This window comes from Moraxella sp. E33BD, assembly GCF_041807865.1.
GTDB classification, from domain to species: domain Bacteria; phylum Pseudomonadota; class Gammaproteobacteria; order Pseudomonadales; family Moraxellaceae; genus Moraxella; species Moraxella haemolytica.
The window spans coordinates 1-25,597 of sequence record NZ_JBGTZD010000002.1 but is presented as its reverse complement, the minus strand read 5'-3'; the positions used below and the strand labels follow the sequence as shown (position 1 = coordinate 25,597).

Here is a 25,597-nt window from a genome sequence, read left to right as displayed (position 1 = left end):
GCTTTTAAGATATATTAAGTTTAAACCATCTTACATTTGGAATTTTTAAACTAACAATATTTTGGCTTGATTAAAAATATGCTAAAATAGAGTAAAATTTTTTATAGCCTCATTGTCATGAATACCAACCAAAAACAAACATCTCAAAAAGAACCTTGGTACAAAAACCCTTTTATGACTATTTTTGTGGTTGGTCTGCCTGCTTTTGTGGTGGTGGTTTGCCTGTTTTTTATCGGCTATTCCATCAAGATTCAAGACAGTACCGTACGAGATGATTGGTACATGGACGGCAAAACTCTCTATCAAGACGCCACACGAGATAAGCTGGCACATGACCTTGATATCTCTGGTGTGATGCGTTTTGATGGTGATAAGGTTAGGTTTGAACTTCGCTACCCTAAAGACAGCCTACAAAGCGGAAAACTAAAAGACGGTACACCACTACAATACCCAAAACTTCTTGCCGTTAGTATTTCACACGCCACCGATGAGAGTAAAGACAGGGATTTTAGCATCAGACATATCAGCGATAATATCTATGAGGGCAAGGTCTATCTTGATGATACACCTGCCAAATATTACCTACAAGTCAATAATGATGGCATTCACAACTGGCGACTGATTCATGTGCAAAAACTCCCTGCCAAAAATGCCGTCATGGCTCCATTATCTAGCTTTGATGATAATGATGGTGCCTTACCCGACCAAAGAGACAAACGATTTAATCAGCAAAACCAGTAATATTAATAGCAACTTTCATAACAACCATACCATCTTAAAACAGCAAAAATCCAAAAAATAACCATAAAAAACCCAGTAATCAGCTAGGGTTTTTTATGTTTGGTAATGGTTTTATGGCTTGCATCATTCACCCTTTTTTTACCATTTACCTTTTGCATCCTTCATCTTCTTTGTTCTTAAAATCCAAATTTATTATTCAAATCATCAAACAATACATCAGATTGACCGCTTTGGTAATCATCAGCCTTTTCTTCTTCTGCAATAACCTGACGAGCCACATGTAAAATCAACTGTCTTAACCAGCGGTGTGCAGAGTGGTGCTGTAGCAAGGGCGACCATGCCATTGTGAGTTCAAACTCTGGAATAAAGAATGGCGGTTCTTTGACAATAATCTGTGGATTGTTGTGTGCTTGTAGCTTGGCGACACGAGTCGGCAAAGTTGCAATCAAATCTTTATTGGCATCAAGCATGGCGGGCATTTGATAGTGGCGAGTAAAAACACTAATTCGGCGTTTTTGTCCTAGTCGTTGCAAGGCTTGATCAATAGAGCCTAGACCACCTGATTTTTCAGGATTGACCCCAAAACCCACACCCATGCCTGTCTTAGACACCCAAACATGCTGGGCTTTTAGGTAGTTTTTGAGATTAAATCTGCTCACATATGGACTGTCTGCTGATAACAAACAACTAAAAGTATCACGCCATACCAGTACTTGATGAAAGCTTTGAGGGATTTCATTAAAGCGGTTAATCGCCAAGTCTACACGCCCTTGCTCCATGTCTTGGTAGGACACATCAGATGGAGTTAAAAAGTCCAAAATGACATTCGGTGCTTCGCTACGAAGTGCCTTGACCAAGCGTGGCACTAAAGTCGCCTCGGCATAATCAGAGGTCATGATGCGAAATACTCTAGATGTACTATAAGGGCGAAACTCTGTGCGTGGCTCAAGCAGAGTGCTGACATCAGAGAGAATTTCACGAATGCGTGGCTGTAGTTCGCCTGCTCGCTCGGTAGGGGTCATGCCTTCACTTGAACGCACCAATAGCGGATCATTAAATAAAGAGCGAAGCCTACGCAGAATATTACTCATCGCAGGCTGGGTGATACCAAGCTGTTCGGCAGCACGAGTAACATTCTTTTCTCGTAGCAATACATCAAGATGTACCAGTAGGTTTAAATCAACTTTTTGTAGGTTCATGATTGCCCTTATCATCTTACGATTAAAAACTCATCAGCACACACCCATGTTGTGCCACCTGCTTACTATACAATCAGCACAGGCGTACCCACACCAACCATGTCATATAGTCGCACTACATCACTATTACGCATACGCACACAGCCATGCGACATCGGCACACCCATCGGCTCAGTATCAGGCGTGCCATGTATGTAGATATAGCGTGCGTGCGTATCACAGACCATGCCATCTGCTGTTTTACCCAGATTATACCCATCTTCTGTGCCTTTTAACCACAAAATACGGCTCAAAATCCAATCTCTATCAGAATATGCCCGCCCAAGTTTGTCATCATAAATCTCGCCTGTAAATCGCCTACCAACAAAGACTGCACCAACAGGATATTCACCACCGATTTTATCACTGATTATATGCCTGCCAAGTGGTGTACACCCCGTCCCCTCAAACTGCCCCACTCCATTTTTAGCGGTGGATATGCTAAAGGCACAAACAAGCCCCTTACCCCTAAAAACACTAAGTTTTTGGCAAGTGGTATCAATGTGTAAATGAATGCTGTCTGCGGTTGAATTCATGACCACCTAGATAATAACAATTCAATAAAAATTTCAAGGAGTATTAAGTTAAAAAATGATAGATATTTTATAAAATGTTAGTTTAGCAAATTTTGCCAGATTTTTCCCTATTTTCTTAAGAAATGATGGTAAATTTATCATGTTTTCTTATCATTTTTTATACTTATTCATGTTTTTTACACTTTCTCGTGTAATCAGTAATTTTTTTAAAAAAATAAAAAATCAACCCCAAAAGCCCAGTAAAAGTGCTATAATTTTTGAAATTTTCATTATTTTTTGGAGTTTTTTATGTCAACTACTACTACCATCTTACAGCACCTGCCTGAAGGTCAAAAAGTTGGTATCGCTTTTTCTGGCGGTCTTGATACTTCCGCCGCCTTACTTTGGATGAAGCAAAAAGGTGCTTTGCCATATGCTTACACTGCCAATCTAGGTCAGCCTGACGAGGACGACTACAACGCCATCCCTGCCAAAGCCGAGCAGTACGGTGCAATTAAGGCACGCCTGATTGATTGCCGTATGCAGCTTGCCCAAGAAGGCATTGCCGCCATTGCCTGCGGTGCATTTCATATAACCACAGGCGGAATGCCTTATTTTAACACTACGCCGTTAGGTCGTGCAGTAACAGGCACCATGCTGGTTACTGCCATGCGTGAAGATGAGGTTAATATTTGGGGTGATGGCTCAACTTATAAAGGCAATGACATTGAGCGTTTTTATCGCTATGGTCTGCTTGCCAACCCAGAATTAAAGATTTATAAACCATGGCTTGACCAGTCTTTCATCGATGAGCTTGGCGGCCGAGCTGAGATGAGCCAGTTTTTGATTGATAACGGCTTTGATTATAAAATGAGTAAAGAAAAAGCCTATTCTACCGATAGCAATATGCTTGGAGCTACGCATGAAGCTAAAGATTTGGAATTCTTAAACGCCAGCCATAAGATTGTTGAACCCATCATGGGCGTACGCTATTGGGATGAGAATGTCAAGATTGATGCTGAAGAGGTGAGCGTTACTTTTGAAGAAGGTGTGCCTGTTGCCATCAATGGCGAACGCATCAACAATCTTGTTGACCTAATCCTAAAAGCCAACGAAATCGGCGGCCGTCATGGTTTGGGTATGACCGACCAAATCGAAAACCGAATTATCGAAGCCAAATCTCGTGGCATCTATGAAGCCCCTGGCATGGCACTATTACACATCGCCTATGAGCGTCTGGTAACAGGCATTCACAACGAAGACACCATCGAACAATACCGAATCAATGGTCTGCGTTTGGGTCGTCTGCTATATCAAGGTCGCTGGTTTGATAGCCAAGCACTCATGCTAAGAGAAACCGCCCAGCGTTGGGTGGCTCGTGCCATCACAGGTGCAGTAACGCTAGAGTTGCGTCGTGGCAACGACTACAGTATCCTAAACACCGAATCTGACAACTTAACCTATCAACCAGAACGCCTATCTATGGAAAAAGTTGAAGATGCAGCATTTACACCACTAGATCGTATCGGACAGCTGACCATGCGTAATCTAGACATCACCGATACTCGCCATAAGCTAGCCATCTATACCCAAACAGGTCTGCTTGGTGTAGGTAGTGGCAATGCTGTGCCGCAACTTGAACAAAAGTAGCCCATTTTCCCCAAAAGCACACACTGATACTGTGTGTGCTTTTTTGTTGACATATTAAATAAATTTATACCAACGAAAAGCACCACGCACCCAGATGCAGATGCTATCCTGCCTTGGATAATACAAATGGCATAAAAATGGTTACAACCTTTTGAGTATCACAAAAAATCAATGACTTGTCTTTTGTAACGCAAGTATCATTTATGTACTCACACAGTCATGCAACTTGCAAAATATACCACAAATATTCGTACACCCCACCCATTTCATGCTAAAATACCAAATATTAACAATAAATAGTCATTATCATTCATCATTAGTCAGTCAATAACGAACCAGCCATGACCACACTTACCCTGATTCAGCCAGACGATTGGCACATTCATCTGCGTGATGGTGATGCTTTACGCACTACCGTACCGCACGCCGCCGCAAGTTTCAACCGCATCATCTGCATGCCAAACCTTGTGCCACCCATCAAGACAACTGCAGACGCCATTGCCTACCGAGAGCGGATTTTGACTGCTTTGGCAAAGGCAGACATCAGCAAAACTCGTAAAGACCAATTTGACCCACGCATGGTGCTATATCTGACCGATCAGACCACGCCTGATGAAATTGAGCGTGCCAAAGTCTCAGGCGTGGTGCAAGCCATCAAGCTTTATCCTGCAGGAGCAACCACCAACTCATCAGATGGCGTTACTGATATTTTGGGGCGAGCGGTTGTATTTGAAGCCATGCAAAAACACGGCATTCCATTACTGGTGCATGGAGAGGTTACTCATAGCGATGTGGATATTTTTGATCGTGAAAAGCGTTTTTTGGACGAGATTTTATCCGTCATTATCAAATATTTTCCTGAGTTAAAAATCGTCATGGAGCACATCACCACTGCCGATGCTGCTGATTTTTGCTTGGCACAAGACAAGCACATCGCAGCGACCATCACACCTCAACATTTATTATTTAATCGCAATCATCTACTCGTTGGCGGTGTTAAACCACACTTTTATTGTTTACCGATTTTAAAACGAGCAAAGCATCAGCAACGCTTGTTAGAAGTTGCTACCTCTGGCAATCCCAAATTTTTCTTGGGTACAGACTCTGCACCTCACGCTACCCACACCAAAGAGTCCGCTTGTGGCTGTGCTGGCTGCTATTCTGCCGTACACGCTCTACCACTTTATGCCACCGCCTTTGAAAGCGTAGGGGCTTTGGATAAACTAGAAGGTTTTGCCAGTCGTTTTGGGGCTAGCTTCTATGGCTTGCCTATCAATACCAGCACCATTACTCTAGCTAAACAAGAACAAACCGTCACAGAGTCCTATGACTACTTAGATGGCAAGACGCTTACGCCACTATTGGCAGGTCAGACCCTAGCTTGGAGACAGGTGTTGTGATGACAAAGTTCGCCAATAAACCAACAACCCTAAAAGAGCGTTTTCGTGGCTTTATGCCTGTGGTGGTTGATGTTGAGACTGCAGGCTTTAACGCTCAAACAGACGCCCTGCTTGAGATTGCTTGCATTCCCATCTTGATGGATGATACAGGCAATCTGTATCAAGGCGAGCCACTAAACGCCCATATTGAGCCATTTGTCGGAGCGAACCTTGAGCCTGCCGCCTTAAAATTTACGGGCATCAATCCTGATAGTCCCTTTCGCAAGGCGATCAGCGAGGACGAAAAAATCGCCCTAAGACGCATTTTTAAAGCACTTAAAGAAGTTCGTAAGCATTTTGATTGCCGTCAGTGCATCTTGGTGGGGCATAATGCTCATTTTGACCTTACCTTCTTAAATGCCGCCATCGCCCGCACCAATAGCAAAAATCATTCGCCCTTTCATGCGTTTAGCGTACTAGACACAGCAAGCCTATCCGCTTTGGCATACGGTCATACAGTACTAGCAAGGACTTGCGTCATGGCAGGCATTGACTTTGATAATAATCATGCCCACTCAGCATTATACGACACTCAAAAAACCGCCGAGCTATTTTGTAAAGTATTTAATGAGTTGCCCATGCTAACCGCCATGCCAAGCGTTGATGCTAAAATAGAATCGGCAGAAACAAGCGAATTATAATATTAATAATACATCATGCCATTAATTTGGTATGATGTATTATTAAAAACGCAAAATAATTATGTTTTGTTGACAATCTAAAATCACCAAAACACAGATTTTATCTTTTAGTACACCCTTGGCTTAATTCAAAGTTTAGCCAATTCGATCAAATAATGTTTATATTCTCTTCCAACTCTAAACCACTTTCTTTAATAAGTGTAAGGTAAGCCATCAAGAATTTATATTTAGTCTCTGCAAGTTTTTGCTCTGCCTCTGTTACTCCCTGCCTAGCCTGTATTACCTCCAAATGGTTTCTTATGCCGTATATTTGTCCTGTTTCAGTTGATTTGAGTTGGAGTTGTCTGCTTTTAAGTACGCGTTCTTGTGCAAGAATTTGATGGTACATAGCATTACTTTCAGCATAAGCTTGGCGTATTGCCAGTTTAATTTGTCTCTCCATAGCAACTAATTGAGCATAGGTTGCCTCATATTGATTCATTGCTTCACTTATTTTACTATTTAGGTCTCCACCTGCGAACAAGGGAATATGAAACTGCAATTGTATTGTAGCATTTCTTTGTTTATCATCAGCTTTGTAGTTATTGGGAGATGATACATCTTGATATTTAATCTGCCCTTTGAGTGTAGGTAAACGATTATTTTTAGCAGCTTTAACAGCCTCTTCTTGGCTGTTAACAGCATATTTTTGTGCTAAATACCTATGATTATTCTCCAAAGCAATCGATTGCCATTCATCTAGGCTATATTTTTTAATCTGTAAAAGATAATCATCAATTTGATCAAGGATAGAAATAGGCTCAATTTGTTTACTATCCAACCCTGTATAATTATTAAGCTGATTTTCCAAAATTTGTCTTTTTGCAATTGCGGCAATCTCTTGTGCTACAGCATTGTCATAACCCGCTTGAGCTTCGTGTATATCTAGTGCTGTAGCAACACCTTTGTCAAATAATGCCTGAGCACGCCTAACCTGTTGTTCATAAGATATTTTTTCTGCTGTATAAGCAATGATTGTTTCATTACTAAGTAACAAATTAAAATAATTCTCTGCCACATTGTATAATAGTTGCTCTTTAGCATCATTATAATTTTTCTCAGCCACCTTACTATTGTAGATACTTTGACGATATTTGGCAATCTCACTTCCATCAAATAAAGTTTGACTAAGCTGTAAATCCCAACCATAATTTTCTTTAATAGGAGTCGAAGAATGAGGTTGATTCTGATAATTGATATTCCCAGAAAGATGTGGATAGAAAACTGATTTGGCCTGCCGTTGTTTTTCTTGAATAACATTTTTTTGATAAAACGCCTCCTGATAATCTGCAGAATTTTGTTGTGCAGCAAACCACGCTTCTTGCAAATTAAACGCATAAGTAGGAGAACTATTCATAAAAAAGAATAAAGAAAGTGAATAAGGATAAACATACTTTTTCATTTTTATATTTCTCATGGTTTCCCTGGTTGATTCGGGTGCTTTTAACAATTCTTATTACAACACTCAGTTTATCAAATTAAATAAAAGCACAGGGAAAATTAACGCTCACGAAAACTTTCATCAACTTTTGTCTGCAATGGACTTAACATATAATCCAAAACACGGCGTTTACCCGTTTTAATTTCAGCAGCAACATTCATCCCTGGTGTTAAGTTGATTGTTACCCCATCTATATTTAATGTGCTTTTATCAAGAGCAACAAGTGCAGTATATACCAGTCCTAAATGTTGGTGTTCTACGGCATCATGGCTAATGCTTTTGATTTTGCCTGTCAAATAACCATAACGAGTATAAGGAAAACTCTCAACTTTGACAATAACATCCTGACCAACCTTTACAAAGCCGATATCTTTATTTAACACCAATACCTCTACTTCCACTTGATTGTCATTAGGCACCACAACCATGATTTTTTGTGCTGCTTGTACGACTCCACCTAAAGTGTAAGTTGCTAACTCTTGTATGGTACCATTAACAGGCGATTTAATACTTAGCAATTTCTGACGCTGCTTAGCTTTATTAGTTTGACCAGTGTATTGATTAATTTGCTCATTGGTTTGACGCAAAGATTCTAATGTATCGCGTTTTAGATTTTGAGTATATAACATACGGTTTTGTTCAGCTTGCATGATTGCAGCTTGTATTTTTTGAATCTGACTACGCGTACTTTGTAAATCATTCTGATTGCTAAGTAATTTACTTTCTTGCTCCAGATAGGCATGCTCGGATATAAAGTTCTCTGCTTTAAGCTTTCGATAGTCATCAGTCTTTTGGCGTTCAATTGCACCAACCGCAACCAACTTTTGTTCTTGAGATCGGGCAGACTGTAATTCCGCCTGATGCCCCTTTAAGATTAATTTTAATTGTTCATCTTGTGCCAACCATGCTTGATATTGATTTTGGGCCAAAGTTTGGGCTTCATTAATTTCCGATTCTAAAATATTTAAAGACTTTGCATATGCTAAATCAATCTTAGGACTGATACGGTGATTCAATGCTGATAAAATTGCTTCAAGGCGTAGTTTGGATAATTGTGCTGATTGCAAGGCTTTTTCGGACTGAGCGACATCACTATCTGAACCAACCGCCACCAAATCTACCAATACCTCTCCTTGCTGAACATTCTGACCATCACGCACATACACAGCTTTAACTATGGCTGTTTCCAAAGATTGAATAGTTTTACTACGACTACCTGAAGAAATTTTTCCCGAAGCTGTGGCAACAATATCAATCCGTCCAACCCAAGACCATAGCAAAGCAAATAGGACGAATATCATGATTATTCTAGCTGTCCACTTAGAAGAGCTGGATACAGGTGTGTCAGTGAGTTCTAGATGTGCAGGAAGAAAAGCGAGTTCTTCTTTAGTACGCTTAGGAGGGGTTAGTTGGTCTCGCACTGCCCATGTATTTCGCCAAACGGTCACATAACGAATAAAAAAATCTTTAAGTGCTTGTATAAACATGAATTATTTTCCTTGAATGTTTAATAATAGCATTAATAGAACAAACTTATCCATTCTGCAAATCATATAAATAACGATAGTAACCATCTTCTTTTTGCAACAATTCTTGATGTGTACCCTGCTCCACAATCTTCCCTTTGTCCATCGCAATAATGCGATGTGCCATTTTTACAGTAGATAGGCGATGTGCAATAATTAAGACTGTTCTATCTTGACAAATTGCCTGCATATTTTGCATGATGGCTCTTTCCGACTCATAGTCTAATGCACTAGTAGCTTCATCAAAAATCAAAATACGCGGATTTGTAATTAAAGCACGCGCAATAGCAATACGCTGGCGTTGTCCACCTGACAAGCCTGCACCTTGCTCTCCAACAATCGTATCATAACCCTCAGGCAATTCCATAATAAAGTCATGTGCCCCAGACATCTTGGCAGCCTGGATAATAAACTCTAATGACATGCCCGTATCAGTTAGGGCAATGTTATCTCGAATACTACGATTGAGTAACACATTTTCCTGCAAAACAACACCCACCTGGCGACGCAGCCAAGCGGGATCAGCTAATGCCAAATCGTTTCCATCAACTAATATTCGCCCATTTTCTGGTACATATAAACGCTGTACTAATTTTGTCAATGTTGATTTACCTGAACCAGAGCGTCCTACGATACCTAGTATCTCTCCAGCGTTAATCTGTAAATTTAAATTCTGTAATATTAAATGCCCATCTATTTTGTAGCGAAAATCAACATTTTCAAATGTAATATCACCCTTAATATCAGGCAAAGTTAAGCGAGATGTAGAATGCTCAGTTGGAGTATTTAAAATATCACCCAATCTCGCCACTGAAATACCTACTTGCTGAAAATCTTGCCATAGCTGTGCCAGGCGAATAACAGGAGCGGCCACCTGACCTGCCAGCATATTAAATGCTATTAATTGACCTACCGATAGCTTGCCTTCAATTACCAATTTTGCACCAATCCATAGAGTTGCCACAACAACCATCTTTTGAATGAGTTGTACTCCTTGCTGCCCAACCATTGCCAACTTAGCTACCCGAAAACTAGAAACCACATAAGCTGCTAATTGATTATCCCAGCGACGGGTCATTTGAGGTTCAACCGCCATTGCTTTTACCGTACCAACCGCAGTAATACTTTCCACTAAAAAAGATTGATTATCTGCATTGCGTGCAAATTGATCATTTAGTCGAGTGCGTAAAATTGGGCTAATAAAGGCAGACCAAAACGCATATATTGGTAATGATGCCAAAACTACCAGTGTTAAAGTAGGGCTGTAATACCACATTACAAACAAGAATATAAAAGAAAACACCAAATCTAAAACTGAAGTAAGAGCTTGACCAGTTAAGAAATTGCGAATATGTTCCAGCTCCCGTATGCGTGCAACCGTATCACCCACCCTTCTGCTTTCAAAATAAGCAAGTGGTAAAGCGAGTAGATGACGAAATAATCGTGCTCCTAGCTCTACATCAATTCGAGAGGTTGTATGAGCAAAAATATAAGTGCGTAGACCACTTAAAATGACTTCAAATAAACTTACTACCAATAAGGCAATCGCTACCACATCCAGAGTAGAAAAACCACGATGCACCAATACCTTATCCATCACAACCTGAAAAAACAATGGCGTAATCAGAGCAAAAATCTGTAGCACCACCGAAATAATAATAACTTCAAAAAAAATATAACGATATTTGATTACCGCAGGAATAAACCAAGTAAAATCAAATTTAGCCAATGAACCCAATATTGACGCACGGGAAGTTACTAGCATTAACTTACCAGAATATCTTTCAGAAAACTCACTTGCATCTAATATCATAGGACGATTTTCGATCAAATCATAGATGAGATATTTTGCAGCAGATCCCACCCCATCAATTTTAGTTAGTATAAAATGAGAGTTTAAATTTTGATCTAAATCGGGCTTATTATCACACCACACCAAAGCAGGAAGTGTTATCATTGACAATCGAGCTAAAGGCTGTTTTATAATCTTTACCTTTAATTCCAATTTCTTTGCTGCCAACATCCATTCAATTTCATTCAGGTCTCCTTTTGCATTATCAGAAAACTGATGCATAATGTCTGCTGGACTTGCAGAAATACCATAGTATTTGGCAAGGATAACCAGAGCAGATAGAGCAGGTTGTTGAGCATAATCTATCATAACTAAATTACTATTAAGGGTTTGTACATTAAGTCTAATTAAAGAAGTATCACCACCCATATCACTAGTTTCATAATCTATAACCAATGATATGGGTGGTGATATCGTCTAGTAAATTAAATCACTAAACACTTGGAGCTAAAATACCATGAACCGGTTGTGTAGTTGGTTGCAGGGTATTGGAGCTCACAGGATTCTCTGTACCAAATAACGCCATTGAGCCAATTAGCTTATTTAAACTGCTTGCAATGTCCGATACAGATATCTCTTGACTCTTATTTTTGTTTGCAAGCTCTTGCAATTGTTGAGATGTGATTTTCTCACCAACTTGTTTGTTTTCCAAAAGGCTATCAATTTGCTCAGAGGTAATATAAGTACCATCTTTGCCAATAAGGTGCTCAATTTTATTATCAGTTTTATGACCGTAGTAATTCACCAATTTGGATGTAATGTACCAATTTGATATATTAATACTACCCGAATTATCATTTCGCTTAATCAATATACCTTCTTTAGTACGCTCAATAGTTAACTCTGATAAATTAGCATCTGCGAATGCCAATTTATCATTACCTTTAGCATCGTACAGCGTATCATTCCCATCCCCTTTTCGAACAATGTATACATCATCGCCATTACCGCCATTTAATACATCATCGCCAGCACCACCATCAAGTAGATCATTTCCATCATCACCTAAAAGTTGATCTGCACCTTTGCCACCAAATAAACGGTCATCGCCAGCACCACCATCAAGTAGATCATTTCCATCTCCACCGTGGAAGATATCAGTGAATTTGGAGCCGTTGAAGTTATCATTAAATTGAGAGCCAATTATTTCTTCTACGGATTTTAATTGATCAGTAGACTTATACCCATATCCAACTTGTCTCAATTCATAATCACGATACTCAAGAGTCTCTGTGCGTTTACCTACCGCAGTATCTTGGCGTTTCACAACTTCATGATAAATATCACCTTTAGCCACTGTACGATTAACGATATAGCTGCCCATTTCAGTTGCATGTGTGCCGTCTACGATAATATTACCCAAGCCACCATCTTTGCTATATAAAACACGATCGTGTCCGGCTCCACCGTCCACATTCATTTTACCTTGCCCAGCAAAGATATCATCGTTACCAGCACCAGCATTTACAATCAGCTCAATTTCCTCTACAGTTTCCTGCTCATTAATACGCTGAATAACTTTAGAGAAGTCTAATTTAGAGCTTGCCTCACCATCAGTGATCTGCCAATTTTTAACACGCTCAAATTTCAATTTATTGATATAAGAATATTTACCATTACTTATGCGTTCGCGAGATTCTTTACCTGCACTTAATAATGGTGAAGTAAAGTGTAATGCTTGAGTTTTCTTGCCATCTGAATTACTGATGTCTACAATTCCAGTCTTGGCATCTAATGTAATATTAACACCGGCCTCCACTTTTTTACCATCTTCAAAAGCATCTACATAAGCTTTTCCGCTCTCAACTTTCTCTCCCAACTTGGTAATACCTGCCAACTCACCGATATTATTATCCCAGCGTTGTTGTGTAATAGCAATAACACGCTCAGCTTCCAACTCTTTATTTAGCTCAGACAAAAATTGTAAGTTATTAGCCAAATAAGCAGCATAACGAGAGTCATAACCTTTATCAAAATAGTTCTGACCACCATTTTGCTTTTCCCACTCTAGAATTCTACCTTGCAAACGATTCGCAACACTTTCAAACATTGCTTGCTTAGATGCCTCTAGAATACCAGAGATTAATCCCGTTACTCCAGCGACCAATAGGGCAATAGGTGCACCAACAGCAGATCCTACAGCAGCGGCAGAAACACCCGCAGAAACTGCACCTAATGCCGTATTAATTGTAGTTAACGAAGCTTCAATAGTGCCTGCACCACGCTGATATTCAGCCAATAGATGGTCTCCATCATAGCCGAATTTTTGGAATTGTTTTGCAAATTCATCAAGAGCATTGGCATGGTTAAATTTATCCGCCGCATTCACAAATGCCAAAGGACTAATTGCCAACATAATTGATGAGGTGATTAAAGCAGCAACTGCGCCGGTAGTTGATAGACCAGCAGCAACGCGTTGTGCTAAAACATATGAAGAAATTGCTTTTGTTACATTACCAACAACTTGATTGCTTAACTCAAAACCTGCAGCCACTTTTTTACCAGTTGATGCATCTTTATCCGCCAAAACAAAACCTGAAGAAATACCTGATAACAAACCAGTAATCACTTCCAAACCAACACTGGTTTTAGAGAAATTTAAGTTTTGCAACTTATTTCCTAAGCCAGAGAAACCCTTAGCCTGCGATATAGTGGAGCCTAGCTTTGCCAGCTGTGCAGAAAATACCTCAACTGTTTGAACGCTACTAGATAGGTTGCCAACCACTTCATTGATCAATTCAATACTGGCTTTCGCTAAATCAGTAGGTGCAGCATCGCCTTGCTTGATCAAAGAATCAAGTTCCATGCCTGCTAAAGCAGTACCCAAGAAAGAACTGAGGGTTGCCAACACACTACTTGCATCTCCTAATTGATGATCAATATTCTCTGCACTTTTCAGCCCTTGTGCCAACTTATTGGCAGAATGTTTTTTTAAGAGTTCATCTAGTTTTGTTGCAGAGATAGCAACACCGGTTTGTGTAAGAGAGAGTAGCTGATTTGCCGTATCAATAGATTTTTTTGCTGTTTCAGTGTGATTAGGCTCTTCTGCCAAACGAGCAATTCCTAACTCATCGGCAGCTTTGATGAAGTTATTTAAGCTCCCTTCCTTTTGTAGATCATAGTCCTTAGGAATGGCCAAATAAAGACTTTTTAGTCCAGACTTAGTGGAGCTTAAACCGGCTTGAATATTAGTTTTAATTACATTTATTTTAGACATGGCTATTTACCCTAATTGTTTTAAAAAGGTTTGAATTAATTATCTTTAGATATAATAAAATTATTCTGAGTTGATAGTTTGCTCATCAGATCTTCGTGGTATTGCGCAAACATTTTTGAGGCCAACTTTGGATCAACAGATTTTCCATGGAATTCAGTTATCTTACCATGCGACGAATTTTCTTCCACACGGATAGCTCTAAACAATTCATCTGCAAACAACTCTCTCATGTGTTTTGTCAGTCTCAGACTATCGCCAAATGGGGTAATCCAATCAATAAACCAGTTTCGGTTACCCGACTGCCAATCTTCCAACTTAAGAGAGGTAACATCGTTAATATATTTAACCTCATTTTCCAAACTAAGCTTAGCCCAACTACAATATGCTACAGGCATATTATCTCTTCTTAGCAGTACATACTGCTTCGTTTCAATTGCTGGAATAACATTTGTTGTTAAGAGAGAAAGCGTCCAATTCTTATGCAAATTAGAATTAGCCCACAGCCAAGTAATCGCTCCAAGTTCTGTAAAATTATCATTCATGAGTATTCAACTCTCTAAGTTTTTTTAATTAAGTAACTCAAATAGATTTATACATTAACTTCAGCTCAACACAATTTGATACCCCCTAAACCAAAGAATCATAATACCAATTTAATTCAAAATATCATTTAACATTACTTTGGTACAGAACGAGCAACCTATCAGCATATGTTTACCCACGCCAAGGAGTCTATACCAAGCGATGGAAAGCAAAAATAATCCCAAAAAAACTTATAACAGCCTTAAACTACCGCCAAAAAACCAAGGTTCATTCATCCAAGCTAGGACTTTGGGATTAACGAAAGTGCGACATACAAAACCATCATATAGATAGAAAGCATACCGAATAAGCATAAAAGATTTTGCACAACTCATCAAAAGTCATTATGGACAGACACTAATATTGACACCGTGCTAATTGATGCAACCAAAACATCCTTTAGACAGCTTAAAATAGTAAGGCGAAAAGAGTCATCAAACCATAAAGATTCAAATGGTCACATTTGAGTGCATTCTGACTATCAAGACATTCAAGAATACAATGCCAAAAGCCAGTTACTAAAGAAAAACATCAGTCTACTCAATAAGGCAGATAAAAAAGCCAATCATAAATTATCTGTCAAACATATTTTAATGAGCATTTACTGGTTAAATTAAACGCTTTTAAAAATTGTCTTGCCGCAATCGTAGAGAGCAATTTAAAAGTAAATCTAATTTTTAAGATTTATAATTTTTAATTGAGTTAAAAAAGTATTTAATGGAATTATTTATACAGCAAAACAATAAAATTTAAAATTATTTAATCTTTTGGTTATTATAATATAGCAATAATAAAAAATCAACCAACTCAGTATAATCATACTACAAATTTTCACATAGAATTAAGCAGGTTAATCAACATAGGACTCCGAAGAAGTCAAACCAAAAAGCGTATTTTTCAGATTGGGCAGAATCCAAAAAGAGCTCTAACCAATAACAAAAGTTCGTGCACATTTTTAGACACCCCCTTTCATCACAAAATCATCGCTTTTGATGGCATTGTGTGATAACATAACCTTAATATATGATTACAATATTTGAACAGGGTTTAGTATCTCTACCAGCCTTCAAGCATTCAAAAAACAGATTGCTAAAACTTGTCATAACACCCATCAAAGAGGAAATATTATGCCATCATTTGACATCGTTTCTGAACTTAATGCCCAAGAAGTGCGTAACGCCATCGGCAATACCGAAAAAGAAATCGCCACTCGCTTTGATTTTAAAGGCAGTAATATCACAGTTGAGATGAATGACAAAGCCAAAACCGTTACCATCACTACTGATAACGAACTACAGGCTGATAATGTATACGCCATCTTTGAAAAACAGCTCATCAAGCGAGGCGTGGACCTACAAACCCTAGACCCCCAAGAAAAGAGTCAGTCAGGCAAACACACCAAGCAAGTCATCAACCTAAAAGATGGGCTAGACAGCGATACCGCCAAAAAAATCAGCAAAGCCATCAAAGAGAGCGATTTAAAGGTCTCAGCCAGCATTCAAGGCGACAAAGTGCGTGTTTCCGATAAAAAAAGAGACAATTTGCAAGCAACAATGGCGTTATTGAAAGAAAAATCTTTTGGCGTGCCATTACAATTCAACAATTTCAAAGATTAAATATATATAAATCAAAAAGTTATAAACTATTTTAATATTTTTTAAAATAAATTCTTGACGAATAAAAATAACTTGATATAATAGCCCCACTTTTGAGAGATACGGTGAAAGCGTTCAAAAGTTGGTAAAGTAATTATTCATTGATTAACTTTACAGTCCTGTGCTCCATTCGTCTAGAGGCCTAGGACACCGCCCTTTCACGGCGGTAACAGGGGTTCGAATCCCCTATGGAGTGCCAATATTCTAAAAACAGCCCTTAATATTTTAAGGGCTGTTTTTTTATTAACAAGTTTATTTTTATCATCCATATAGAAACCGCCAACTCTCACAAGAGCAGGCGGTTTCTTATTGATATTTAGGCGATTAGCATTATTGACGCACCACTCGACCAATCTGCCCCACCTCACTGTTAAATACCCTTACAGGATTAATATCAATACCTCCACGGCGGGTATAGTTGGCAAGCACTCTTAGCGATGTTGGCTGAAAATATGTCATCATATCAGCAAAGATTCGCTCCACACACTGTTCATGAAAACCATTATGCTGTCTAAATGACAAAATATACTTTAAAACATTGCCAAAATCCACTTGATGGTCGCTGGTCATCTCAATCTGCACCACCCCCCAGTCAGGTTGGTTGGTAACAGGGCAGTTCGAGCGTAACAGATTGCTATAGAATTGATGGGTTGTTAATTTGCCCCGCTTGGTATTTTTTAAAAAACTGCTGTCAATATCATCAGTTAAAACCAGTTCTTCATTCACATCATCTAACGCACCATCAATACAAACCCCCATTGGCTTGGCAATGTTTAACTCACTGCCATCTAAACCGATGATTTCCACAGCAACATCAGCCCCCACACAGACCGATAAGTCTTTTTGCAGGGTGGCTTTTAATTCGTCAGCAGTGCTAAATTTGGTAAAATTTAGGCTATTTAGATATAATTTTAAGGATTTGGATTCTACGATATTTGGCGAATCAGCAGGAATGAACAATCGAGCCATCGCCACTTGTGATACACCAATAGGGCTTAGCCATGATAATTCAAAGGCTTGCCACATATCCACGCCGTGATAGACCTTGTCAAAACCCACATCTTTGATGATCTCATTTCGCCCAAGTTGTCGTGAAATGGGATATAAAATACTAGGGTCATAGGTTTTAGGATAGCTTGTGGTTTCACCCAATACACCATGAATACTCATTTTTTTACCTTTTACAAATCAGTTAATACCATCAATTTAGGTGGTCAGTCCCACCCCATCAAGTCTTATTTATAAATTAAGATATTCTGATGCGTCTGCCATCTTTTAATAGTTGATACGCCACACCATAAAATATCACACAAAATAACAAAATCGCCAGTAAAGCATAACCAACATTGACATCAGAATGCTCCAAAATACCATAACGAAAGGCATTTACCATATACACGATGGGGTTTAGTAGCGATAAGTTTTGCCAAAATGGCGATAAGTTTTCTAAAGAATAAAACACCCCACCCAAATATGTTAGGGGTGTTAAAATAAAACTTGGCACGATAGAAATATCATCAAATGAGCGAGCAAATACCGCATTAATCAATCCACCCAACGAAAATAATGCCGATGTACCAATAACCGTGATTAGCATGATTGGCACATGAGCGATTGGCAATTTGGTAAAGAATAATGCCACAATACTCACAATCAAAGCGATGGCAAGCCCACGAAACACGCCACCACAAACATAACCTAATAATATGGCGTGCTTAGATATGGGCGATACCAAAAGCTCATCAATACTGCCATGAAATTTGGTACTAAAAAATGATGAGACAACATTCGAGTAGCTATTGGTAATCACCGCCATCATAATCAGACCTGGTACGATGAACTGCATATAGCTAACACCGCCCATCTCCCCCACTCTACTGCCTATCATCTGCCCAAATATCACAAAATACAGCGTCATGGTAATGACAGGGGGTAATAAAGTTTGTGGCCAAATGCGTAAAATGCGTTTTATTTCTTTACATAATAGGGTATAAAAAGCAATAAATTGGGTATTCATGATTCTTCTCTGTCATTTAGTCGGTTCTCTTCGTTCACGCCATTCTGATGAAAATGACTATCCACCACACCCATAAATAATTCTTCTAAACGGTTGGCTTTATTTCTCATACTTAGCACTTCTATGTTTAGGTTATTTAATTCAATAAATACCGCATTTAGACTTTGTGATTTATCCAAAGTAATCTCTAAGGTTTTTTTATCCGCCAGATGCACACGGTGGGCAGTGCTAATTTGTGGCAAAGTAGCCTGCTCATCTTTTAAATCAAACACAAAAGTTTCTAAAGATAACTGCGTAAGTAGTGATTTCATCTCGGTATTAATCAGAATCTCGCCATGATTTAAGATGGTGATATATCTGCACAACTGCTCAGCTTCTTCTAAATAATGCGTTGTTAGGATAATGCTGACACCCTCCTCCTTATTGATACGCACCATAAAATCCCACATGGAACGGCGAAGCTCAATGTCCACGCCTGCAGTTGGCTCATCTAATATCAAGAGCTTGGGTCGATGGATTAAGGCACGAGCAATCATCAGACGGCGTTTCATGCCTCCAGAGAGTGAGCGTGATTTGGTATGGCGTTTATCCCAAAGCCCCAGCTCTTTGAGCAAAAACTCAGCTCGTGGCAACGCCTCTGATTCTTTGATGCCATAGTAACCTGCTTGAGTAATGAGTATATCAAGGCATTGTTCAAATTGATTAAAATTAAATTCTTGAGGAACAACACCCAATTGGGACTTGGCAAGGCTTGGCTGTTTATGTAAATCTATACCAAAGATTTCCACTTTGCCATCAGTAGGTGGAAAAAGCGAACTGATGATCCCAATCATGGTGGATTTGCCCGCCCCATTCGCCCCAAGCAAGGCAAAAAATTCGCCCTGTGGTACGGTCAAATCCACGCCCTTTAGAGCGGTAAAGCCATTGGGATAAGTTTTTTTTAGGTTGGTAATCTTTAAAGCAGGACTGGTCATGTAAATATCGTTTCATTAAGAGTAAGTGATGTATATGGAGACGAAAGTTGAAATGACAAACCAATCACTCATCAATCGGTTTAAAACTTTGATGAATGACGCCACCTTGCTAAATTTTACCACTAGTTCGCCACATCGTCTTGACAATTTAGCAATAATAAAAAAACCAAATAGCCTAAGTGAGTCTGCCCACCTAAGCCATTTGGTCATAACAACAGGTTATTTAGACTGACTGATGATGTAATCTACAGCATTTTTTACTTCATCATCAGAGATGTCAGCACCGCCACGAGCAGGCATGGCGTTAAAGCCATTGATGGCGTGGTCATATAAAGTCGCCGTGCCTTTAGCAATGCGAGACGCCCAATCAGAAGTACCAGTCTTTGGTGCACCCAACAAACCTGCATCATGGCAAGTTGCACAGATTGCTTTATACAGCATATCGCCAGGGCGTGCCTCACCTTCTACAGCAGGAGCAAGTACGGTGATGTTAATGTCACACTCTTCGCCATCAAAACATACTTTGCCATAAGGGGCAATGCGTGAGATGAGTTTTGGGTATAACGCAATCAGTTTTTTGACCTGCTCGCTATCCTCAGGGATAGACTCTGCTGATTTTTGAGGGTTGTCAGATGCTGCCACTTCTTGAGTTTTAGCAACTTCTTTTGTGGTTGTAGGCTGAGTAGCTTCTTGAGCTTGACTTGCCATTGTGAAAATCGCCAGCGTAGCGGCGGCAGATAACATTACAATTTTTTTCATTGTCATCATCTCATCTTAGCCTTGAGCAAAAAACTCTGGGTGTCTTGGGCTGATTCAGCGATTTGCTAGCACACGCCCAAATGATTAAAAATTCTCCCTGCTATTATAAGGGAAAAGGAAGGTAAAATGCCATGCTTTTTATGTAATATCTCAATAAATCAGCAAAAAATTAGTAATATTTTTAAAAATTTCTCGCTTTTTGTGGGAATGGGTGGCATTTTTTATAAAAACTTGCTAAAATTCGCCATGCCCAATAGGCACCGATATTCTTTTTAAGTCTTAGCACCTATAGCTCAGTTGGATAGAGTGTCAGCCTCCGAAGCTGAAGGTCGTGGGTTCGATTCCCGCTAGGTGCACCACATAATATTCCTATAGGGTTCAAATCAGTATTTGAACCCTTTTATTTTAAAGGGTTTTATTGGTTTTATCGTCCTATACCGTCCGTATAAAACCGTTTAAATCCACGAAAAAACTGGTATATTTACTGGTATAAAATTTAATACAGGAAATATACCAGCATGAGCCTTACAGATACCGCCATTAAAAAACTTAAACCGTCCGAAAATGCAAACCGAACCGACCAGATAAATATGCTGACGCTGGCAGGCTTTGGCTGTATGTAAGAAATACAGGCAATAAAGTATTTATGGCGGTTTATCGTTACATGAGCAAGCAACATGAAATCACTTTGGGCAAATATCCAGCCATGAGCCTAAGCCATGCACGAAGTGAAAATCTAAAAATCAGAGAATTACTAGAACAAGGCAAAAACCCAAAAGACATTATCAAGGCTGAAAAAGCCAAAAAAGACAATCAGACTTCTTTTGATTTTTTCGCCCAAAAATGGCTACATCATCAAAAAAATAATGTTAGTATCAAAACCTATGAACGAGATTTAAGCATTTATAACAATCACATCAAAAGAGCGTTTGGCATAAAGGACATTCACGCCGTTAATCTGACCGACATTTTAACACTGACAGAAAACCTAACCAATCAAGGGGCTACATACACCGCACGGCGTATCATTGGACAACTCAACAGCATTTATAGCTTTGTTGTACTCAAACAATTAACGCCAAACCTATATAACCCCATTCCAAGAAATATCAGACGCACCATCACACACAAAGAGACCAAATACGCACGAATTAAAATACAAGAATTACCCAAACTCATGCTAGACATCGACACCGCCAACATTGAACCCATGACCCGTTACGGCTTTTATCTTTTGGCTTATACTTTTGTACAAACTGGCGAACTGCTAGGCATGACATGGCAAGAAATCGACCTAAACGCCAAAGTTTGGCGAATACCAGCCCACCGCATGAAAAACGACTTACCCCACATCGTCCCACTTGCCCCGCAAGTGATAGAGATACTACAGCAAATCAAATCTTTTGGCTTTAATAGTGATTATGTGCTGTATAGCCAGCGAAGCAAGACAGGCACAATGAGTGAAAACGCCTTTACAACCGCATTAAAACGCATGGGCTATCAAGGCAAAATGACTGGACACGGCTTTCGTAGATTGGCAAGTACCAGCCTTTATGAAATGCAGTACAACCCCAAAGCCATTGAATTACAACTAGCCCATATCAGCAGAGACAAAACCGAACGGGCGTACAATGATGCCCAAATGCTACCCAGACGCACTCAAATGATGAACGATTGGGCAAATATCGTTGATGAAGTCCGACAAAGCGACTTCAAAACCTACCAAAACCGCCTAACTGCTGACACCAGCACCGACCAACTTACCCTATTTTTAGAGCGACTGAATAAAAAAGCAAAAGACAGCCATACACCAGACACACAACCGCTAGAAATCCAAGCCATGCAGTAAATAGCACGCCTGCACGCCCAAAAATGATTAAAAATACAAATCAAAAGGGGGTATTTATTTTAAAGAATATATTTAATGTTATAATATAACAAAAAAGTGCAAAAATTTGTGCCAGTACGAGCTAATTCAAACAAAAAAAACCACCCAAAAAGATATATAAAAAATAAAAAAATAATATTTTTTTATATATTTATCCTTTTGCCGTTTGCCGTCTTTGATTTTTTTATGTGCCGTTGGTATTTTTTGCCGTTCTTGCTTGTTCGGTGTTTTTACCAGCTTTGGCGGTGTTGATTTTTTATAGGCTTGCCACGCCTGCAATTTTTTTATAGGTTATGATATAACTTTTCATTTTTCAGCCATTCCAGCCATTCCGACCGAACCGCTGATAGGCGTGAGCGTGAACCGTGTAACCAACCTTGCCCAAAGCTGACCCATTTTTAACCTAATCGGCGTTTGTCATGGTTCGGTGCTAGGGCTTGCGTGCTTGTTTTTATTATCAATATATCCACACCTTTTTAAGGATAAATTAAAAAACACACCCCAAAAGTTTGCTAAGTTATTCAAAAAAAGCCCTGTAAGCCTTACGCCATAAGGGTTAAAAACTTTCCACCCATTTGCTAAGTTGTGCTAAGTTATTATAAATTTTACCCCAAACACCCTTAAAACCAGCACAACCACGACTACACCAAACACTATCAATCCCTTTATCTATAAGGCTTTGCGGTGTTTTACTATTAAGATTGAATAACTTAGCAGGGTTATCATCTTTAAATTTTCGGGTTTTTTTAAAGATGATGGGTGTGTTATGTTGATGATATAAACATATCTATGCTATCATGTTTAAAAATTTGGATTTTTTAAAGATGATATTTGACCCAAACCACCCCTACAACAACTTACCACGCCTACCACCTTTGCACGATGTGGAAACCAAAACCGTGCTAAAGCTATGCGTAACCGCTAGGGCAAGTCTTGCCAGCCTAAAACAAGCAGGCGAGCTAATCCCTAATCAAACCATGCTGATTAACGCCATTCCCTTGCTAGAAGCCCAATCAAGTAGCGAAATTGAAAATATCGTAACCACCACCGATAAACTTTTTCAATACGCCCATGATGACAATGTGGCAGACCACGCCACCAAAGAAGCCTTACGATACCGCACCGCCCTTTATGATGGCATACAAGCGATTAAAGAGCGACCACTGACCGCAAACACCGCCTTAACCATTTGCCAAACCATCAAAAATTCACAGTTAGGCATACGCACCCATAAAGGCACGGTATTACAAAACAGCGTAGGCAAAGTGATTTATACACCGCCAGACGACCCAAACGCCATCAAAGCACTATTGACGGACTGGGAAAATTTCTTACACGCTGACGATGATTTAGACCCATTAGTTAAGATGGCGATTGCTCATTATCAATTTGAGGCAATACACCCATTTTTTGACGGTAACGGACGCACAGGGCGGATTATCAATATTTTATATTTGATTGATAAAGGCTTGCTTGATTTGCCTATTTTGTATCTTAGCCGTTATATCATTCAAAACAAGGCAGGTTATTATCATAGCTTGATGGGCGTAACTGCCGATGGTAACTGGCAAGATTGGCTAGTGTATATGCTAACTGCCATCAAGGAAACAAGCGATTGGACAACTAAAAAGATTTTGGCAATCAAAGAGCTACACCAAAACACCGCTAATTTTATCAAAGACAACGCCCCCAAGATTTATAGCCGTGAATTGGTCGATGTGATTTTTGAAATGCCATATTGTCGTATTAACAATTTGGTTGATAAAGGCATTGCCAAACGCCAAACCGCCAGCACTTACTTAGCCAAATTGTGTGAAATAGGCGTATTGAATGAAATGCAAGCTGGCAAAGAAAAGCTGTTTATCAATCCAGCACTAATGAGACTACTACAAAGTAGCGACAATCAATTTTAAACCCTTTTGCAGGCTAGGAGTAATTAACCGAACGGCGGTTATTTTTCATACCTTAGACCGCCCCGCCTGCACTCTTTTTTTGGTTAAGGTATGGATAAGGTATGAGATGAAACACACCGAATGGGAAAATAAATTAAAAGAATTGAGCCAAATTGCTGATACAAAAGCATTGTTTGAAAGCAACTTAGGTGTAAATACAATTGATATATACCGTCTTGCACTTGTTTTTTTCGCTGATACACCCCTGCCAGCAGACCATCAAACGCAATTTGATAAGTGTATTTCTGATATTATCAGCATTTGCACTGATGTTATCATGGAAGTTATAATAAATAGCGGTGGTAATTTTACTTACGCCCAATTAGTTAGTTATTTTAATAAAAATACATTATTTAGCACCGCCCTTGATAATTTTTTTGCCAGCTTTGAGCAATCAAGCCTACACACACCGCCCACGCCTGCCATACGCCAAAAAGTAGTAGAACTAATAGCTTTATCCCTTACCCTAAAACACCTTGCCAGTTTTTTATATCAAAATGGCAATGCGTTTTATGCTATGGCACTTGCTAATAAATCTTTGGAAGTGCTAGGCGGTGCTAAGTATTTGTATGGACTGCCACAAGATACAATCTTAAAATTTGAGCTTTTATCCGATGATGACAAAACCGCCATTCATAAGCAAATCCAACGAGAGCAAGGCAAACAACACGCCCTAAAAGCAACCGAACATAAAAGACAAGAAAGGGCAAGGCTAGGAAAAAAATACTTAAACATCATGACAAAACAGGGTTTTACAAGCTATGCCGAAACCGTCAGGCATATTTTTCAGTACGACAACCAAGAAAACAAAAACTATGAATGGATAGAGAGCATATTAAAACAAGCAGATAAAGACCGTAAAGAACACTCAACCACCCAAATTGAGTGAACACAGAAAATGTAAGACCCCCCTATCACCCCAAATAACCCCCTTACTCATGTAGCAAGGGGGTGTTTTATTGTTCTTAAAAATCAACCGTTTACAATACGCCTTATCCACCGCTAGACAGTATTACAAAGCAATGGAGTATTACGGAACTAGCAAAAAACAACCAACAACAAAAAAGGCGTATTTTATGACCCATTCAAACGACACTTTCCCAGCACAAGGCATTAGCAGAATTAAATCCGTGTGCATGATGACTGGTTTATCCAAATCCACGATTTATAACTGGGTAAAGACTGGTAAATTTCCAGCACCCATTAAGTTATCCCCCACAATGACCGCATGGCGTAACAGCGATATTTTGGATTGGATTAACCGCCTAGAAACGGTTGATGACTATCCAGCCATTTCACAGACCACCAGCACCAAACAATAACCAGCACCCATCATAGGAGCGAAACCATGCTACCCATTTCCCACAATCAAAAAAGCCATCAAGCTATGCAGGTGCTACAAGCCATGCTAGATGGCGTGGAAGTACATATCAAGTACGCCATTAACACGATGAATATAGCCAGCCTATCG

At 39.4% G+C, this 25,597-nt stretch carries 20 protein-coding genes and 2 tRNA genes; 11 read left to right on the top strand and 11 right to left on the bottom strand.

What is annotated here, in order from left to right; genetic code table 11:
* Positions 1–117 precede the first annotated feature (117 nt).
* Positions 118–741: a FixH family protein gene (locus ACERC6_RS01285; RefSeq protein WP_284674170.1), complete on the top strand. Its 624-nt coding sequence runs from the start codon at positions 118–120 to the stop codon at positions 739–741.
* 176 nt (positions 742–917) lie between these two features.
* Here the strand turns inward: ACERC6_RS01285 and ACERC6_RS01280 are convergent, their stop codons facing one another.
* Together ACERC6_RS01280 and ACERC6_RS01275 are read right to left on the bottom strand one after the other, a co-directional pair.
* A complete protein-coding gene (locus ACERC6_RS01280) occupies positions 918–1,940 on the bottom strand; it encodes a LysR family transcriptional regulator (protein WP_373627446.1) in 1,023 nt (340 codons plus the stop codon).
* Between the two features lie 65 nt (positions 1,941–2,005).
* Positions 2,006–2,515 carry a L,D-transpeptidase gene (locus tag ACERC6_RS01275; RefSeq protein ID WP_284674168.1) on the bottom strand — a complete coding sequence of 170 codons (510 nt, stop codon included), beginning with the start codon at positions 2,513–2,515 and terminating at the stop codon, positions 2,006–2,008.
* 288 nt (positions 2,516–2,803) lie between these two features.
* On the opposite strand from ACERC6_RS01275, the gene argG reads away from it, so the two are divergent.
* The 3 genes from argG (at position 2,804) to rnt (ending at position 6,224) form a co-directional block, all read left to right on the top strand.
* A complete protein-coding gene (argG, locus tag ACERC6_RS01270; protein ID WP_284674167.1) occupies positions 2,804–4,144 on the top strand; it encodes an argininosuccinate synthase in 1,341 nt (446 codons plus the stop codon).
* A 341-nt stretch (positions 4,145–4,485) separates the two neighbouring features.
* Positions 4,486–5,544: a dihydroorotase gene (gene pyrC, locus ACERC6_RS01265; RefSeq protein WP_373627445.1), complete on the top strand. Its 1,059-nt coding sequence runs from the start codon at positions 4,486–4,488 to the stop codon at positions 5,542–5,544.
* Complete coding sequence (gene rnt / locus ACERC6_RS01260) at positions 5,544–6,224, top strand: ribonuclease T (protein ID WP_373627444.1); 681 nt, start codon at positions 5,544–5,546, stop codon at positions 6,222–6,224. The genes pyrC and rnt overlap by 1 nt, the downstream gene beginning before the upstream one ends.
* Before the next feature lie 148 nt (positions 6,225–6,372).
* Here rnt and ACERC6_RS01255 read toward each other — a convergent pair whose 3' ends face one another.
* The 5 genes from ACERC6_RS01255 to ACERC6_RS01235 form a co-directional block, all read right to left on the bottom strand.
* Positions 6,373–7,680: a TolC family protein gene (locus ACERC6_RS01255; protein WP_373627443.1), complete on the bottom strand. Its 1,308-nt coding sequence runs from the start codon at positions 7,678–7,680 to the stop codon at positions 6,373–6,375.
* 83 nt (positions 7,681–7,763) lie between these two features.
* Entirely contained in the window at positions 7,764–9,191 is a 1,428-nt protein-coding gene (locus tag ACERC6_RS01250; RefSeq protein ID WP_373627441.1) for an HlyD family type I secretion periplasmic adaptor subunit, read from the bottom strand.
* A gap of 46 nt (positions 9,192–9,237) precedes the next feature.
* Positions 9,238–11,451, bottom strand: coding sequence for a type I secretion system permease/ATPase (locus tag ACERC6_RS01245; protein ID WP_373627440.1), 2,214 nt, complete (start codon positions 11,449–11,451; stop codon positions 9,238–9,240).
* 64 nt (positions 11,452–11,515) lie between these two features.
* The gene (locus ACERC6_RS01240; RefSeq protein WP_373627439.1) at positions 11,516–14,299 is read right to left on the bottom strand and encodes an RTX family hemolysin; all 2,784 of its coding nucleotides are present in this window, start codon (positions 14,297–14,299) and stop codon (positions 11,516–11,518) included.
* Positions 14,300–14,334: 35 nt separating this feature from the next.
* Positions 14,335–14,841, bottom strand: a complete 507-nt coding sequence (locus ACERC6_RS01235; protein WP_019520343.1) for a toxin-activating lysine-acyltransferase — start codon at positions 14,839–14,841, stop codon at positions 14,335–14,337.
* Between the two features lie 1,167 nt (positions 14,842–16,008).
* Between ACERC6_RS01235 and ACERC6_RS01230 the strand changes: the two genes are divergently transcribed.
* Both ACERC6_RS01230 and ACERC6_RS01225 read left to right on the top strand, forming a co-directional pair.
* Positions 16,009–16,497, top strand: a complete 489-nt coding sequence (locus ACERC6_RS01230; RefSeq protein WP_373627438.1) for a YajQ family cyclic di-GMP-binding protein — start codon at positions 16,009–16,011, stop codon at positions 16,495–16,497.
* A 162-nt stretch (positions 16,498–16,659) separates the two neighbouring features.
* Positions 16,660–16,735: transfer RNA gene (locus tag ACERC6_RS01225), tRNA-Glu, on the top strand.
* A 131-nt stretch (positions 16,736–16,866) separates the two neighbouring features.
* Here the strand turns inward: ACERC6_RS01225 and queF are convergent.
* The 4 genes from queF to ACERC6_RS01205 all read right to left on the bottom strand — a co-directional run bounded on the left by queF (position 16,867) and on the right by ACERC6_RS01205 (position 20,295).
* On the bottom strand, positions 16,867–17,706 hold the full coding sequence (queF, locus tag ACERC6_RS01220) for an NADPH-dependent 7-cyano-7-deazaguanine reductase QueF (RefSeq protein WP_284674159.1): 840 nt from the start codon (positions 17,704–17,706) through the stop codon (positions 16,867–16,869).
* 76 nt (positions 17,707–17,782) lie between these two features.
* Positions 17,783–18,553, bottom strand: a complete 771-nt coding sequence (locus ACERC6_RS01215; protein ID WP_373627436.1) for an ABC transporter permease — start codon at positions 18,551–18,553, stop codon at positions 17,783–17,785.
* Entirely contained in the window at positions 18,550–19,527 is a 978-nt protein-coding gene (locus ACERC6_RS01210) for an ABC transporter ATP-binding protein (RefSeq protein WP_373627435.1), read from the bottom strand. Before ACERC6_RS01210 ends, ACERC6_RS01215 begins: the two co-directional genes overlap by 4 nt.
* Before the next feature lie 219 nt (positions 19,528–19,746).
* Positions 19,747–20,295, bottom strand: coding sequence for a cytochrome c5 family protein (locus tag ACERC6_RS01205; protein WP_373627434.1), 549 nt, complete (start codon positions 20,293–20,295; stop codon positions 19,747–19,749).
* A gap of 273 nt (positions 20,296–20,568) precedes the next feature.
* On the opposite strand from ACERC6_RS01205, the gene ACERC6_RS01200 reads away from it, so the two are divergent.
* The 5 genes from ACERC6_RS01200 to ACERC6_RS01180 all read left to right on the top strand — a co-directional run bounded on the left by ACERC6_RS01200 (position 20,569) and on the right by ACERC6_RS01180 (position 25,448).
* Positions 20,569–20,645: transfer RNA gene (locus ACERC6_RS01200), tRNA-Arg, on the top strand.
* 254 nt (positions 20,646–20,899) lie between these two features.
* On the top strand, positions 20,900–22,135 hold the full coding sequence (locus tag ACERC6_RS01195; protein ID WP_373627597.1) for a tyrosine-type recombinase/integrase: 1,236 nt from the start codon (positions 20,900–20,902) through the stop codon (positions 22,133–22,135).
* An 863-nt stretch (positions 22,136–22,998) separates the two neighbouring features.
* The gene (gene fic, locus ACERC6_RS01190) at positions 22,999–24,087 is read left to right on the top strand and encodes a protein adenylyltransferase Fic (protein WP_373627433.1); all 1,089 of its coding nucleotides are present in this window, start codon (positions 22,999–23,001) and stop codon (positions 24,085–24,087) included.
* Positions 24,088–24,193: 106 nt separating this feature from the next.
* Entirely contained in the window at positions 24,194–25,015 is an 822-nt protein-coding gene (locus ACERC6_RS01185; protein WP_373627432.1) for a hypothetical protein, read from the top strand.
* Positions 25,016–25,202: 187 nt separating this feature from the next.
* A complete protein-coding gene (locus ACERC6_RS01180; RefSeq protein ID WP_373627431.1) occupies positions 25,203–25,448 on the top strand; it encodes a helix-turn-helix transcriptional regulator in 246 nt (81 codons plus the stop codon).
* Positions 25,449–25,597: the final 149 nt, after the last annotated feature.

What these genes read in the sequence shown, in the direction of transcription:
- rnt (WP_373627444.1), top strand. Translation starts at nt 5,544, where the DNA reads ATGACAAAGTTCGCCAATAAACCAACAACCCTAAAAGAGCGTTTTCGT.
- argG (WP_284674167.1), top strand. Translation starts at nt 2,804, where the DNA reads ATGTCAACTACTACTACCATCTTACAGCACCTGCCTGAAGGTCAAAAA.
- fic (WP_373627433.1), top strand. Translation starts at nt 22,999, where the DNA reads ATGATATTTGACCCAAACCACCCCTACAACAACTTACCACGCCTACCA.
- ACERC6_RS01230 (WP_373627438.1), top strand. Translation starts at nt 16,009, where the DNA reads ATGCCATCATTTGACATCGTTTCTGAACTTAATGCCCAAGAAGTGCGT.
- ACERC6_RS01210 (WP_373627435.1), bottom strand. Translation starts at nt 19,527, where the DNA reads ATGACCAGTCCTGCTTTAAAGATTACCAACCTAAAAAAAACTTATCCC.
- ACERC6_RS01280 (WP_373627446.1), bottom strand. Translation starts at nt 1,940, where the DNA reads ATGAACCTACAAAAAGTTGATTTAAACCTACTGGTACATCTTGATGTA.
- ACERC6_RS01235 (WP_019520343.1), bottom strand. Translation starts at nt 14,841, where the DNA reads ATGAATGATAATTTTACAGAACTTGGAGCGATTACTTGGCTGTGGGCT.
- pyrC (WP_373627445.1), top strand. Translation starts at nt 4,486, where the DNA reads ATGACCACACTTACCCTGATTCAGCCAGACGATTGGCACATTCATCTG.
- ACERC6_RS01275 (WP_284674168.1), bottom strand. Translation starts at nt 2,515, where the DNA reads ATGAATTCAACCGCAGACAGCATTCATTTACACATTGATACCACTTGC.
- ACERC6_RS01245 (WP_373627440.1), bottom strand. Translation starts at nt 11,451, where the DNA reads ATGGGTGGTGATACTTCTTTAATTAGACTTAATGTACAAACCCTTAAT.
- ACERC6_RS01185 (WP_373627432.1), top strand. Translation starts at nt 24,194, where the DNA reads ATGAAACACACCGAATGGGAAAATAAATTAAAAGAATTGAGCCAAATT.
- ACERC6_RS01250 (WP_373627441.1), bottom strand. Translation starts at nt 9,191, where the DNA reads ATGTTTATACAAGCACTTAAAGATTTTTTTATTCGTTATGTGACCGTT.
- ACERC6_RS01255 (WP_373627443.1), bottom strand. Translation starts at nt 7,680, where the DNA reads ATGAGAAATATAAAAATGAAAAAGTATGTTTATCCTTATTCACTTTCT.
- queF (WP_284674159.1), bottom strand. Translation starts at nt 17,706, where the DNA reads ATGAGTATTCATGGTGTATTGGGTGAAACCACAAGCTATCCTAAAACC.
- ACERC6_RS01215 (WP_373627436.1), bottom strand. Translation starts at nt 18,553, where the DNA reads ATGAATACCCAATTTATTGCTTTTTATACCCTATTATGTAAAGAAATA.
- ACERC6_RS01240 (WP_373627439.1), bottom strand. Translation starts at nt 14,299, where the DNA reads ATGTCTAAAATAAATGTAATTAAAACTAATATTCAAGCCGGTTTAAGC.
- ACERC6_RS01180 (WP_373627431.1), top strand. Translation starts at nt 25,203, where the DNA reads ATGACCCATTCAAACGACACTTTCCCAGCACAAGGCATTAGCAGAATT.
- ACERC6_RS01205 (WP_373627434.1), bottom strand. Translation starts at nt 20,295, where the DNA reads ATGATGACAATGAAAAAAATTGTAATGTTATCTGCCGCCGCTACGCTG.
- ACERC6_RS01285 (WP_284674170.1), top strand. Translation starts at nt 118, where the DNA reads ATGAATACCAACCAAAAACAAACATCTCAAAAAGAACCTTGGTACAAA.